This window comes from Pseudochelatococcus sp. B33 (assembly GCF_053570585.1).
On record NZ_JBSEFH010000020.1, the window covers coordinates 80828 to 94520 of the forward strand.

Below are 13693 nucleotides of genomic sequence, written 5' to 3' on the forward strand. Positions count from 1 at the left end.
GACGCTGTGCGGCGAAGCTTTATATCAGAACCTTATGGTCAGAAACGATCATGCCGCTCATCAACTCAATAAAAAACAATAAAATCATTACCAACAACAAAGCAAATCAATATTTTAATAAAAACTCATATTTTATAAATGATATCAAATATATTCTCTTGTAGATCTGATTGTTTAGTTCTGTCTATGTAAATTTTTGAATTTACGGCGCTATCACTGTTTCGTGTTTTCATGTTCTTGCGATCGGATTTGCTTTGGATGTGGGCTAGCCGGCAGGCCGCTATTCAGCCGGCCGCTCGCGCTTGTGTCCTGCCAATCCGGACCAGGTGAAGATCGCCAGCCCCGCCCAGATGAGGCCGAAAGCCACGGCCTGGGTGAGCGAGAACGGCTCGCCGAAGACGAAGACCGCGATGAGGAAGACCAGCGTGGGCGCAATATATTGCATGATGCCGAGCGTGCTCAGCGGCAGGTTGCGCGCGCCGACCGCGAACATGACCAGCGGCGCGGCGCTTACCGGTCCGGCCGCCATCAGCCACAACGAGTCCGCGGCCACGGTGCCGAAATGGTTGCCGCCGGTCGCGGTGAGCCATGCGACATAGGCTCCGGCCGGAATCGACAGGATGAGCACTTCCAGCGCGAAGCCCTGGAGCGCGGCTACCGGCAGCGTCTTGCGCAGATAGCCGTAGATGGCGAAGGTGACGGGCAGCGCCAGCGAAACCCACGGTACGCCGCCCGCCTGCACCGCCAGCAGGAGGACCGCAGCGGTGGCGAGCCCGATCGCGATCACCTGCGGCCGGTCGAGACGCTCGCGCAGCAGCACGACGCCCATCAGCACGCTGACCAGCGGATTGATGTAGTAGCCGAGCGACGTATCGAGCGCTCGGTCGTTGATCACGGCCCAGGTGTAGACGCCCCAGTTGCAGGAAATCAGCGTCGCCGTGACCGCCGCCATGCCGAGCACACGCGGGTCGCGAACGGCGCGGCGCATGGCTTTCGTTCCGTCGGTGGCGAGCAGCAGCAGGCCGGCGAACGGCACCGCCCACAGGATGCGGTGCGCGATGACCTCGCCCACCGGGACGTGCGCGACCTCTTTCAGATAGAGCGGCAGCAACCCCCAGAGGAGATAGGCCATAAGCGCGTATGTCAACCCCCGCAATGCGTCGGGCGCAGGGCGGGCGGAAATGGACGGATTGCTCATGCTTTATTCCACGCGGCTCATCCATGAGCCTTTTGCGCACTATGCGGGCACAGCGGCAGCCCGGCTATGGCGCGAAAGTCAATGCACCTATGTCAAAAGCGCGCTCATGCTCCGCGCGCGGAACGCATTCTAGCCCCCGGCGGGCTGCGCGCCGTAGATGTTGTCGGCGCGGGCGGCGAAGGCGTCCGAGAACTTCTTGAACGCCTTGTCGAACATCGCGCCCATCAGCAGGCCGAGAGTGCGGCTCTTGAATTCGTAGGAGATATAGAAATCCACGATGCAGGCCTGCGCGTCGTCAGCGGGGCGGAAAGCCCAGCGGTTCTCCAGAAACCGGAATGGCCCGTCGACGTATTCCACCATGATGCGCAGCCGCGGCCTGTCCAGCGTGACGCGGGTGGTGAAGGTCTCGCGGATCGATCTGTAGCCGATGCTCATGTCGGCGATCAGCGTCTCGATGCCTTCGCCGCTGTTGATGCGCTGGCGCACGACGAGGCTCTCGCACAGCGGCACGAAGGCGGGATAACGCTCGACATCCGCCACCAGATCGAACATGGCGGCGGGCTTGTGCGCGACCTTCCGTTCGTTGCGGAACGAGGGCATGTTACACGCCGACCTGCGCCGCCCGCGCCGCCTTGAGCCGCGCGAAGTCTTCCCCGGCATGGTGGGAGGAGCGCGTCAGCGGGCTCGACGACACCATGAGGAAGCCCTTGGCGTAGGCGGTGGTCTCGAACGCCTTGAACTCGTCCGGCGTCACGAAGCGGATCACCGGATGATGCTTGCGCGTGGGCTGGAGATACTGGCCGATGGTGATGAAGTCCACCTCCGCCGAGCGCAGGTCGTCCATGAGCTGCAGCACCTCGTTGCGCTCCTCGCCGAGCCCCACCATGATGCCGGATTTGGTGAAGATGGTGGGGTCGATCTCCTTCACCCGCTGCAGCAGGCGGATGGAGTGGAAATAGCGCGCGCCCGGCCGCACCTTGAGGTATTTCGACGGCACGGTCTCCAGATTGTGGTTGAACACGTCCGGCCGCGCCGCCACGACGACCTCAAGCGCGCCGGGCTTGCGCAGGAAATCGGGCGTCAGCACCTCGATCGTCGTCGCGGGCGAGCGCGCGCGGATGGCGTGGATGACATCGGCGAAATGCTGCGCGCCGCCGTCGGCGAGGTCGTCGCGGTCCACCGAGGTGATCACCACATGGGTGAGGCCGAGCTTCTCGACCGCCTTGGCCACGCTCTCCGGCTCGTCCGTGTCGAGGGGCAGCGGCATGCCGGTCTTCACGTTGCAGAAGGCGCAGGCGCGGGTGCACGTGTCGCCCATGATCATGAACGTGGCGTGCTTCTTCTCCCAGCATTCGCCGATGTTGGGGCAGCCCGCCTCCTCGCAGACGGTGACGAGGTTGTTCTCGCGCACGATGCGGTTGGTCTCGGCCCATTTGGGCGAGCCGGGAGCCTTGACGCGGATCCAGTCCGGCTTGCGGGCGATGGGTTGGTCGGGACGATGGGCCTTCTCGGGATGACGGGCTTTTTGGGGATGATGAGCTTGGGCCTGTTCGGCTTTCGCCGCCTCCCGGGGCGGCACGTCGACATCGAGCTTGCGGCGCGGGTCGCGGTTCAGGATATCCAGGACGACCGCCATGCCGATGCCTCCATACCTCTATCGTTCGTCAAGGCGGCACGGCCGATCGGCCGTGCCAGCTGTTGCCCGTGCCATCGGCCAACGGCCTGTGATCAGGCCGCAAACCGCACCCAAACGCAAATCATCTAAACTGTGACCCTGCCGGTTGCAAGTGCGCGCCCGGCAGGGCCGACTTCCGCGTCATGCGCGTCTGAGCGCACGCACGATGATCAGCAGGACGATCGCGCCGATCGTCGACACCACCAGGCTCGGAATGAACCCCGACCCCTGCCAGAGACCGAAGACGCCGAGCACGATCGGGCCGATGAAGGCGCCGATCAGGCCAACGACGAGGTTCGTCACCAGCCCGCCGCTGCCGCCGCTCACCAGTTGCTGCGCGATCCAGCCGGCCAGCAGGCCGATAATGATCGCACCGATAATACCAACACCTGCCATTTTCTTCTCCCACTGTTGGACGACAAGACCATGGATAAACGTCAAGCTTGACGATACGTTCCATGATCCCGCGTTTGATACCGGAGAAGAGTGACGTCTTGACTAGATATGGATCGCGCGCCCGTAGGCGTCGAGCACGCTTTCATGGATCGTTTCGGATAGCGTCGGGTGCGGGAACACCGCGTCGATGAGTTCCTGCTCCGTCGTCTCCAGATTGAGCGCGATGACGAAGCCCTGGATGAGCTCGGTCACTTCCGCGCCGATCAGATGCGCGCCGAGGAGCCGGCCGGTCTTCTTCTCGAAGATGGTCTTGACGAGCCCTTCCGGCTCGCCGAGCGCGATCGCCTTGCCGTTGCCGATGAAGGGAAAGCGGCCGACGTTGATGTCGTAACCCGCTTCCTTCGCCTTCGCCTCGGTGAGGCCGACGGAGGCGATCTGCGGGTTGCAGTAGGTGCAGCCTGGGATCTTCGCCTTGTCGAGCGCATGCACGGGCAGCCCCTTGATGGCTTCCACCGCGAGCGTGCCCTCGTGCTCGGCCTTGTGGGCGAGCATGGGCGGACCGGCGACGTCGCCGATGGCGTAGATGCCGGGCACGTTGGTGCGCCCGAGCCCGTCGGTGACGATGATGCCACGATCGGTCTTCACGCCGAGCTTCTCGAGGCCGAGGTTCTCGATGTTGCCGACGACGCCGACCGCCGAGATGACGCGATCGACCGTGATCGTCTCGCTGCCCTTCGGCGTCTCCAGCGTCGCTGTGACGCTGTCCGCACCCTTGTCGAGCTTCGTCACCTTGGTGCCGGTCAGCACCTTGATGCCCTGCTTCTCGAAGCGCTTGCGGGCGATGTCGGCGATTTCGGCGTCCTCCACCGGCAGGATCTGCGGCAGCACCTCAACCACAGTCACCTCGGCGCCCAGCGTGCGGTAGAAGGAGGCGAACTCGATGCCGATCGCGCCCGAGCCCACCACCAGCAGGGATTTCGGAATGCTGGGGGGCACCATGGCCTCGAAATAGGTCCAGACGAGCTTCTTGTCCGGCTCCAGCCCCGGCAGCACGCGCGGGCGTGCGCCGGTGGCGACGATGACGTGCTTTGCCGTATAGGTGCCGCCGCCGAGCGCGCCCTTCGGCGCATCCGGCGTGGCCGAGACGGTGAGCGAACCCGGCGCGTCCAGCGTCGCCTCGCCCCAGATGACGTCGACCTTGTTCTTCTTCAGCAGGAAGCCTACGCCGGTGTTGAGCTGCTTCGAGACGCCGCGCGAGCGCTCGACGATGGCCTTGGCGTCGAAACGCACGTTGTCCGCCGCAAGGCCGTAGTCCTTGGCATGCTGGAAATAATGATAGATCTCGGCCGAGCGCAGCAGCGCCTTGGTGGGGATGCAGCCCCAGTTCAGGCAGATGCCGCCGAGATACGAGCGCTCGACCACGGCGGTCTTGAAACCGAGCTGGGCGGCGCGGATGGCGGTGACATAGCCGCCGGGGCCCGAACCGATGACGATGATGTCGTATGCACTGGCCATAACAGCCTCATGAAATCCGAAGTGACGGCGGCCGGCGGACCGGCCGCGACGATGCGGGGGTCAGACCAGAAGTCCCAGCGGGTTCTCGATCAGCGGCTTGAAGGCGGCGAGCAGTTCCGCGCCGAGCGCCCCGTCGACCGCGCGGTGGTCGGTGGAGAGCGTCACCGTCATCACGGTCGCGACCGCGGGCGCGCCATCCTTCACCACCACGCGCTTCTCGCCCGCCCCCACGGCGAGGATGGTGGCGTGCGGCGGGTTGATGATCGCGGAAAAGTCCCGGATGCCGAACATGCCGAGGTTCGACACCGCCGAGGAGCCGCCCTGATATTCCTCCGGCTTCAGCTTGCGGGCGCGGGCGCGCGCGGCGTAGTCCTTCATCTCGTTGGAGATGGCGGAGATGCTCTTGATGTCCGCGTTGCGCACCACCGGCGTGATGAGCCCGCCCGGTATGGAAACCGCAACGCCCACATCCACCACCTTGTGGCGCAGGATGGCGGCGTCCGTCCAGCTCACGTTGGCGTCCGGCACCTGGCGCAGCGCCAGCGCCAGCGCCTTGATGACGAAGTCGTTGACGGAGACCTTGTAGGCCGGCTTGCCGTCCTTGTCCCTCAGTGCCGCGGCGTTGATCTGCTCGCGCAGGGCGAGCAGCGCGTCGAGCTCGGTATCTACGGTGAGATAGAAGTGCGGCACCGTCTGCTTCGATTCGACCAGCCGGCGGGCGATGGTTTTCCGCATGCCATCGTGCGGGATCTCCTCGTAGCTGCCGGGCGCGAAGAGTTTTTTCACCGCCTCGTCGCTGGCGCCCGCTACCGGCGCCGGCTTCGGAGCCGCTGCGGGCGCGGGAGCAGGGGCAGGAGCGGCGGCGGGCTGCGCCACGCCGGTCTTGATCGCGGCCTCGATGTCGCGTTCGATGATGCGGCCGTAAGGGCCGGTGCCCTTGACTGCGGCAAGGTCGATGCCGGCCTCCTTCGCCAGCCTGCGCGCCAGCGGCGAGGCGAAAATGCGCTCGCCAGAGGCAGCGGCCGGAGCCGGCGCGGCAACGGGAGTCGGCGCGGCGGCAGGGACAGTGGCGGGCGCGGGAGCCGGGGCAGGGGCCGCGGGTGCCGCCTCCCCCGCCGGGGCGGGTGCCGCAGCCGGGGCTGCGGTAGCGCCGGAGGCCGCGACGGCGGCGACGTCCTCGCCTTCCTCGGCGACGATGGCGATGACCTCGTTCACCGGCACGTCGGCGGTGCCCTCGGGCACGAGGATCTTGGCGATCACACCCTCATCGACCGCCTCGACCTCCATGGTGGCCTTGTCGGTCTCGATCTCGGCGATGACGTCGCCGGACTTGATGGTGTCGCCCTCCTTCTTCAACCACTTGGCCAGATTGCCCTTCTCCATCGTCGGAGACAGGGCCGGCATCAGGATCTTGACGGACATGAACCCCTCCCTCAGCGATAGGTGACAGCCTTCACCGCCGCGATCACTTCGTCGGCGGAGGGCAGCGCGAGCTTTTCGAGATTGGCCGCATAGGGCATCGGCACGTCCTTGCCGGTGACACGCAGGATCGGCGCATCGAGCCAGTCGAAGGCGAGTTCCTGCACGCGGGCGGCGATCTCCGAACCGACGCCGGACTGTCCCCAGCCCTGTTCGACCGTGACCACGCGCCCGGTCTTCTTCACTGAGGCCACGATCGTGTCGATGTCGAGCGGCCGCAGGGTGCGCGGATCGATGATCTCGGCGTCGATGCCTTCTTCCGCCAGCTTGTCGGCGGCCTCATGGGCGTAGATCAGCCCGTAGGACCAGGCGACGATGGTCACGTCCTTGCCCGGCCGGGCGATGCGGGCTTTGCCGATGGGCAGCACGAAATCGTCGAGCTTCGGCACCGGGGAGGAATGGCCGTAGAGGATCTCGTTCTCGAGGAAGATGACGGGGTTCGGGTCGCGGATCGCCGCCTTCAGGAGGCCCTTGGCATCGGCGGCCGTGTAGGGCGCGATGACCTTGAGGCCGGGGATGTGGCTGTACCAGGAGGAGTAATCCTGGCTGTGCTGCGCGGCGACGCGCGCCGCCGGCCCGTTGGGGCCGCGAAAGACGATCGGGCAGCCGAGCTGGCCGCCGGACATGTAGAGCGTCTTGGCGGCGGAGTTGATGATCTGGTCGATCGCCTGCATGGCGAAGTTGAAGGTCATGAACTCGACGATGGGCCTGAGGCCGGTGAAGGCGGCGCCCACCGCAACGCCGGTGAAGCCGTGCTCGGTGATCGGCGTGTCGATGACGCGGCGGTCGCCGAATTCCTGCAGCAGCCCCTGCGTCACCTTGTAGGCGCCCTGATACTCGGCCACTTCCTCGCCCATGACGAAAACGTCGCCGTCGCGGCGCATTTCCTCGGCCATGGCGTCGCGGAGGGCCTCGCGCACCGTCTGGGTGACGAATTCCGTGCCCGGAGGCACTTCGGGATCGGCCTCGACCGCGGGCTCGGGCGCGCGCGGGACGGCGGGGACGGGTTCGGCCGCCCGTTCGGCGACGACGGGGGCGGCGGGCGCCTGGGCATCAGCGGTCGCTGGCGCCGCGGCGACGGTGGCCACGTCCTCGCCCTCGCCGGCGATCACGGCGATGGGCGTGTTGACGGCCACTTCCTCCGTGCCCTCGGGCACGAGGATCTTTGCCAGCACACCTTCGTCGACGGCCTCGACCTCCATGGTCGCCTTGTCGGTCTCGATCTCGGCGATGACATCGCCGGACTTGACCGTATCGCCTTCTTTTTTCAGCCATTTGGACAGTTTGCCGCTCTCCATCGTCGGAGACAGCGCGGGCATGAGAATATCGGTCGGCATGGGGAATGTTCCGAAAAATTCTGGAAGGGGACCCGGCGAAGATTTGCCGGCGCAACGAGATGTTTTGCGGGCTGATTACTTCAGCACGTCGGTCCACAGCTCCGCGGGGTCGGGCTCGGGATCGTGCGTGGCGAAGTCCGCCGCTTCGTTGATGATCTCGCGCACGCCGGCGTCGATGGCCTTGAGTTCGCCCTCGTCCACCTTCCATTCATCGATCAGGCGGCGCTTGACCTGCTCGATGGGGTCGTGCTCCTCGCGCATGCGCTGCACCTCGTCCTTGGAGCGATACTTCGCCGGGTCGGACATCGAGTGGCCGCGATAGCGGTAGGTCTGCATCTCCAGCAGATACGGCCCCTTGCCGGAACGCGCCCAGCTGATGGCGCGGGCTCCGGCCTCCAGAACGGCGCGATAGTCCATGCCGTCGACCTGCTCGCCGGGAATGTTGAAGGAGGCCCCGCGCTTCGACAGATCGGTCTGCGCCGAGGCGCGGTTCAAGGCCGTGCCCATGGCGTAGCGGTTGTTCTCGATCACGTAGACGACCGGCAGCTTCCACAGCTCGGCCATGTTGAAGCTCTCGTAGACCTGGCCCTGGTTGGCCGCGCCGTCGCCGAAATAGGTGACGGACACCGCATTGTCGCCCCGGTAGCGGTTGGCGAAGGCAAGCCCGGTGCCCAGCGACACCTGCGCGCCGACGATGCCGTGGCCGCCGTAAAAATTCTTCTCGCGCGAGAACATGTGCATGGAGCCGCCCTTGCCGCGCGAATAGCCGCCCTGCCTCCCGGTGAGCTCGGCCATGACGCCGCGCGCCTCCATGCCGGTGGCCAGCATGTGGCCGTGGTCGCGATAGGCGGTGATGACCTGATCGCCGTCCTTCTGCGCGAGCTGCATGCCGACGACGACCGCTTCCTGCCCGATGTAGAGGTGGCAGAAGCCGCCGATCAGGCCCATGCCGTACATCTGGCCGGCCTTTTCCTCGAAACGGCGGATGAGCAGCATCTCGCGGTAGGCGTGCAGATCCTGATCCTGCGTGTGATTGACGAGAACGGGTGCGGATACCGCGCCGCCCTTTCCGCCGCCCGCCTTGCCCCGCGCCTGGCGCGCAGAGCCTGCGCCCTCGACGGCGCGCGCGGTCTTTCTTGCTGTACCAGCCATTGCGTATCCTCCCAGATGACGCTGAACGGTTGAACGAAGGTTTCCTTTTCGCTCTTTAGCCCAGAAGCTCCCGTTTGGCGAGACTCAAAAACGAACAAAAATTAGGTTTTTTTGTAACCAACCTTCTGATAACGCATCTATTTTTGAATTTAACTCGATTTTAGTTAATCGGCATGGTTCTTCGCTGTTGCGGTATTTCTCTCCTCTGGCGGCGGTGTGGCGCTGCACCGGTGACGGCGATGGTACTATTACAATGGACAAATGGCCATGCCGCGGATGGCGATTGAACGGCGGGGGGTTGCGGCATCGCACGCTCCGGCCGGCGCCGGGATGGTTGACCGCGGGACGGGCACGCTCGCATGATGCGCGAAGGCGCGGAACGCGCGGCATCTCATTCCGCCGCGCCGGCAGGAGGGGCAGATGACGACAGCGGCAGGTCCGGCTCCGACCCGAGGAAACGCGGATATGGGAACGGCGGGCAGGGCGGGGGCGATGGTCCTGCGCCGGATCGGCGCGCCGCTCGTCTGGGAGGACCGCTCCCCGCCGACGCCCGGCCCGGGGGAGATCCGCGTGCGCGTCGAGGCCTGCGCCGTCTGCCGCACCGATCTGCATGTCGTGGACGGTGACCTGGCCGACGGCAGGCTGCCGGTGGTGCCGGGACACGAGATCGTCGGACGCGTCGAGGCAGTGGGGCCAAAGGTGGAAGCATCCGGCGTGGAGCCGCCCGCCATCGGCGCCCGCGTCGGCATTCCGTGGCTCGGCCATACCTGCGGACATTGCTCCTACTGCGCGGCCGGGCGCGAGAACCTGTGCGACGCGCCGGGCTTCACCGGCTTCACGCGTGACGGCGGCTTCGCCACGCATACGATCGCGGATGCGGCCTACGCCTTCCCGCTTGGCGGCTTCGACGATCCGGTGGCGGCAGCGCCGCTGATGTGCGCCGGACTGATCGGCTGGCGGTCGCTGAAGATCGCGGGCGAGGGCGCGCGCATCGGCCTTTACGGCTTCGGCGCGGCGGCGCATCTGCTGGCGCAGCTCCTGCGCTGGCAGGGTCGGGAGGTCTACGCTTTCACCCGCGCCGGCGACAGGGACGCACAGGCGCACGCGCTGCGGCTCGGCGCGCGCTGGGCAGGAAGCTCGGACGACAGCCCGCCGGACCTGCTCGACGCGGCGATCATCTTCGCGCCCGTCGGCGCGCTGGTGCCCCAGGCGCTGCGCGCGGTGCGCAAGGGCGGCCGCGTCGTGTGCGGCGGCATCCATATGAGCGACATCCCGGCCTTCCCCTACCATATCCTGTGGGAGGAGCGGCAGGTGGTGTCGGTCGCCAACCTGACGCGTGCGGATGCGCGGGAATTCCTCACCATCGCCCCGCAGGCCGGCATCCGCGCCGCGACTACCGTCTATCCGCTCACACGCGCCAACGAGGCGCTCGACGACCTGCGCCGCGGCCGCTTCCAAGGTGCGGCGGTGCTGGTGCCGTGAGGGGCGGGCGCAGGCCGCGATCCTGCCGAGGTGATGCGCCATATATGGCGCAAACATGGCATGAAAGACATATATGTCTTGACTCTGCCATAATCGCGGCGCATATTGGCCACGGTGTGCGTTCGATTTTTTGGCTTTTTGCTTTGGATGATATTTATGGAGGTTGAAGATGGTGCATGGTGTTCAGGGTGGCTTATCCGCAGGGCAGCCTCTTACCCAAACGAATGGGACGGAGCAAGTGGATCAAGCCGCGAATGCGCCGGATGTGCTTGAGCAATATAAGAGTGCCGCGGTGAAAAAATTTCCTGGGGCGGAAGACGTTATAAACGCGGTCCTTAACCCGATCATCAAGGATCGGAAGGTTGAAGAGCTCAAGTCCAATACGAATTTCGGCAATAATCTCGAACTCGCCGCCATGCGATTGCTGGGTGGGTATCCGCTTGAGGGCGAGTTGCAGACGCTGGCGACCTTCAAGGCGCCATGAGGGCGTGAAAATGGACTACGGCGTGTTCTGGAAACACGGTTCCGGGTTTGGCCGCTTTCGCGCCAGCCACACGGTGGCCCCGCCGCAGTCCGGGTCCTTGATCCGGTGATCCACGACGTCGAAGCCGTTTTCAGCGAGCAAGGCCCGGTATTCCTCTGGGTCGAGGCTGGCGTGGTAGAGCGGCTCGCCCATCCACTCACCGATCGCCTCGCCGTGCTCCGGGCCGCTCGTGAACAGGAGCATGGCGCCGGGTGCGGCATGGGCGGCAAAGCGGGCGATCATGCGCCGCTGGTCCGCGTGCGGGAGATGGAAGAAGCTGTGCCAGGCGATCAGGCCGTCGAAACGCCGGCCGAGATCGAGGGCGCGCATATCGGCCACGATCCATTCATGGCCGGGCAGGCGCCGGCCTGCGATCGCGATCATCGACGGCGACGAGTCCACGCCGGTCACCGCATGGCCGCGACCGATCATGTATCGCGCGATCGGGTCGCCGGTGCCGCAGCCGATGTCGAGGACGGCGCCGCCGGCGGGAAGCAAGGTGAGGAAGCGGTCGAGCCACGCCTTTTCCAAGAGCCCGCGCTTCGCCAGCCCGCTGGCGCGCCCTCTGTCCCATTCGGCGGCGTTGTCGTCGTAGAGGCCGATGATCCGCTCGTGCATGAAGGCACTCTACAGCATCAAGCCGAAAAGTGGGTGCACTTTCTGGAAAAACTTGGTGCGTAAACAAATGGATAGAGCAGCGGCACGCTTCTGTTTGAATGTCCGTCGCTCTACGCTGATCGACTCTCCCGCGAGCCCGATCGGCGAAGACGCTCAGGCGCTCGCGGAGCGGGGCAGGGCCGTTGCCGGTTTCGCCTTCGCGACCGTCGCCGGAGCCTTGGCGGCGGGCTTGTCCGCCGGCTTCTCGGCCACTCGGGTTTTCGCCGCCGCGTCGTCCTTGACGGCGGCCGTCTTGTCCGAGCCCGGCTTGTCGTTCGCCGCCCCGTTGCCGGCCACGGCCGGGGCGATGTGCGACGGGATCTCGATATCGACCTCGAGCGTCGACACCGCGTCGCCCCGATCCATCGTTACCTTGACCTTGTCGCTGTCGACCTGGATGTGCTTGGCGATGACGGCCAGGATTTCCTCGCGCAGCACGGCGACGAGGTCCGACTGGCCGGTGGAGATGCGCTCGTGCGCGAGCAGGATCTGCAGCCGCTCCCGGGCGACCGGGGCCGAGTTGCGGCGGCGGAAGAATTTGAAGAAGCTCATGCCGCCCTCCTTCCGAACAGCTTGTTGAACAGTCCCCTCCGGTCGGAAGGAATGGTGATCTCCACCGTCTCGCCGCGCAGGCGGCGCGCCGCGTCGGCATAGGCGCGGGCCGGCGCACTCGACGGGTTGCTGATTGTCACCGGCGTGCCGAGGTTCGAGGCGCGCAGCACTTCCTCGCTCTCGGGGATGATGCCGATCAGCGGGATCGAGAGGATTTCGAGCACGTCCTCCACCTTGAGCATCTCGCCACGCTCGGCCCGCACCACGTCGTAGCGGGTCAGCAGCAGGTGCTTGTCGACGCGTTCGCCCCTCTCGGCCTTCAGCGTCTTGGAATCGAGCACGCCGATGATGCGGTCGGAATCGCGCACCGACGACACTTCCGGGTTGGTGACGACCACCGCGACGTCGGCGTGGCGCATGGCGAGCGTCGGCCCGCGCTCGATGCCGGCCGGGCTGTCGCAGATGACCCAGTCGAATTTCTCGCGCAGTTCCTCGATGACCCGGTCGACGCCCTCTTCCGTGAGCGAGTCCTTGTCGCGCGTCTGGGAGGCGGGCAGTAGCGACAACGTCTCGATGCGCTTGTCGCGGATGAGTGCCTGCGCCAGCTTGGCCTCGCCCTGCACGACGTTGATGAGGTCGTAGACCACCCGCCGTTCCGCGCCCATCACCAGATCGAGATTGCGCAGGCCGACGTCGAAGTCGACCACGACGACGCTCTGCCCCGTCTGTGCCAGCGCCGCTCCAAGGGCGGCCGTCGACGTCGTCTTGCCGACGCCGCCCTTACCCGATGTCACGACCAGAACCTTGGTCATCGCTTTTCCCTCTTCAGTTGATTGGCGCGATCTTGATCGCGTCGCCTTCGAGCCAGATCTGGACGGCCTGTCCGCGGAATTGATTGTCGAGCGCCTCCGCCGTCTTGTAGAGGCCGTCGATGGCCACCAGTTCGGCTTCGAGCTTGTTGCAGAAGATGCGCGCCGACGCGTGGCCCGCGCAGCCCGCGAGCGCACGCCCGCGCAGCGCGCCGTAGATGTGGATCGAGCCCCCCGCGATCACCTCTGCTCCCGAGGCGACCGAGCCCACGATGGTGATGTCGCCCTGCGGAAAGGCGACCGACTGGCCGGAGCGCACCGGCTGGTCAATGAGCAGCGAAGGCCGCGTCGTGTCCGCCGGAATGGCGATGGGTGCGGCCTCGGGCTGCGCCGCCGCGGGCGCTGCGCCGGCCGGTGCCGCCGGCGACGCATCCGCATCCGCGCGCAGGGCAACCTCCGGCGCCGGCTGCGGAGCCGGGGCCGGAATGTCGACGTCATTGACCTGCTTGCCGCCGCGCACCAGCGGCGGAAAGCCCGGACCGAGCCAGGATTCCTTCGCTCCCTCGATGCCCATCACCTGAATGCGCCGCTCGTTGAGGCGCGCGAGCAGATCGACGAGGCCCTGCCGGTCGATATCAAGGCCGGAGACGTCGAGGATGACCGCACGCGCGCCGAAAAAGCCGGGCGAGCGGTCGATCAGGCTCGTCAGTTCCTCGAACCAGATGTCGAGGGGAGCTTCCGGCGACAGCAGCAGGGCGAGAAACGACCGGCCGCGGAAGCGGATCGTGGGACGTTTCGCCTGACTGGCCGATGGGCCGGCAGGTTTGCCGGTTTCGGCGGCGGGGAGGGTAGCTTGATTGGTCACGGCGCTTCTTCAGGTTTCTGCTCTGTTAACATTTGGCGCCAGTATGGTTACCA

General features: G+C 65.8%; 13 protein-coding genes and 1 pseudogene. 2 read left to right on the forward strand and 12 right to left on the reverse strand.

Annotated elements, in window-relative coordinates:
- Window positions 1-280: 280 nt before the first annotated feature.
- The 8 genes from rarD to pdhA form a co-directional block, all read right to left on the reverse strand.
- Window positions 281-1198, reverse strand: a complete 918-nt coding sequence (gene rarD / locus ACUSIJ_RS20960; RefSeq protein WP_449310366.1) for an EamA family transporter RarD — start codon at window positions 1196-1198, stop codon at window positions 281-283.
- Window positions 1199-1327: 129 nt separating this feature from the next.
- Complete coding sequence (locus tag ACUSIJ_RS20965; protein ID WP_449310367.1) at window positions 1328-1798, reverse strand: type II toxin-antitoxin system RatA family toxin; 471 nt, start codon at window positions 1796-1798, stop codon at window positions 1328-1330.
- A 1-nt stretch (window position 1799) separates the two neighbouring features.
- Window positions 1800-2834 carry a lipoyl synthase gene (lipA, locus tag ACUSIJ_RS20970; protein ID WP_449310368.1) on the reverse strand — a complete coding sequence of 345 codons (1035 nt, stop codon included), beginning with the start codon at window positions 2832-2834 and terminating at the stop codon, window positions 1800-1802.
- A gap of 180 nt (window positions 2835-3014) precedes the next feature.
- Window positions 3015-3269: a GlsB/YeaQ/YmgE family stress response membrane protein gene (locus tag ACUSIJ_RS20975; RefSeq protein WP_449310369.1), complete on the reverse strand. Its 255-nt coding sequence runs from the start codon at window positions 3267-3269 to the stop codon at window positions 3015-3017.
- Between the two features lie 102 nt (window positions 3270-3371).
- Window positions 3372-4784, reverse strand: coding sequence for a dihydrolipoyl dehydrogenase (gene lpdA / locus ACUSIJ_RS20980; protein ID WP_449310370.1), 1413 nt, complete (start codon window positions 4782-4784; stop codon window positions 3372-3374).
- Between the two features lie 60 nt (window positions 4785-4844).
- Window positions 4845-6206 (reverse strand): pyruvate dehydrogenase complex dihydrolipoamide acetyltransferase, encoded by a 1362-nt coding sequence (locus ACUSIJ_RS20985; protein ID WP_449310371.1) that lies wholly within the window; start codon window positions 6204-6206, stop codon window positions 4845-4847.
- Between the two features lie 11 nt (window positions 6207-6217).
- Window positions 6218-7600 (reverse strand): pyruvate dehydrogenase complex E1 component subunit beta, encoded by a 1383-nt coding sequence (locus tag ACUSIJ_RS20990; protein ID WP_449310372.1) that lies wholly within the window; start codon window positions 7598-7600, stop codon window positions 6218-6220.
- A 75-nt stretch (window positions 7601-7675) separates the two neighbouring features.
- Window positions 7676-8752, reverse strand: coding sequence for a pyruvate dehydrogenase (acetyl-transferring) E1 component subunit alpha (pdhA, locus tag ACUSIJ_RS20995; protein ID WP_449310373.1), 1077 nt, complete (start codon window positions 8750-8752; stop codon window positions 7676-7678).
- 465 nt (window positions 8753-9217) lie between these two features.
- Between pdhA and ACUSIJ_RS21000 the strand changes: the two genes are divergently transcribed.
- Together ACUSIJ_RS21000 and ACUSIJ_RS21005 are read left to right on the forward strand one after the other, a co-directional pair.
- Window positions 9218-10234, forward strand: coding sequence for a zinc-dependent alcohol dehydrogenase family protein (locus ACUSIJ_RS21000; RefSeq protein ID WP_449310374.1), 1017 nt, complete (start codon window positions 9218-9220; stop codon window positions 10232-10234).
- Window positions 10235-10403: 169 nt separating this feature from the next.
- A complete protein-coding gene (locus tag ACUSIJ_RS21005) occupies window positions 10404-10718 on the forward strand; it encodes a hypothetical protein (protein WP_449310375.1) in 315 nt (104 codons plus the stop codon).
- A 15-nt stretch (window positions 10719-10733) separates the two neighbouring features.
- On the opposite strand, the gene ACUSIJ_RS21010 is transcribed toward ACUSIJ_RS21005, so the two are convergent.
- The 4 genes and pseudogenes from ACUSIJ_RS21010 to minC form a co-directional block, all read right to left on the reverse strand.
- On the reverse strand, window positions 10734-11375 hold the full coding sequence (locus ACUSIJ_RS21010) for a class I SAM-dependent DNA methyltransferase (RefSeq protein ID WP_449310376.1): 642 nt from the start codon (window positions 11373-11375) through the stop codon (window positions 10734-10736).
- Between the two features lie 354 nt (window positions 11376-11729).
- A pseudogene (gene minE / locus ACUSIJ_RS21015) lies at window positions 11730-11966 on the reverse strand (cell division topological specificity factor MinE); the annotation flags it as partial.
- The gene (gene minD / locus ACUSIJ_RS21020) at window positions 11963-12778 is read right to left on the reverse strand and encodes a septum site-determining protein MinD (protein WP_449310377.1); all 816 of its coding nucleotides are present in this window, start codon (window positions 12776-12778) and stop codon (window positions 11963-11965) included. The pseudogene minE and the gene minD, both read right to left, overlap by 4 nt.
- Window positions 12779-12791: 13 nt before the next feature.
- Entirely contained in the window at window positions 12792-13559 is a 768-nt protein-coding gene (minC, locus tag ACUSIJ_RS21025) for a septum site-determining protein MinC (protein WP_449310406.1), read from the reverse strand.
- Window positions 13560-13693: the final 134 nt, after the last annotated feature.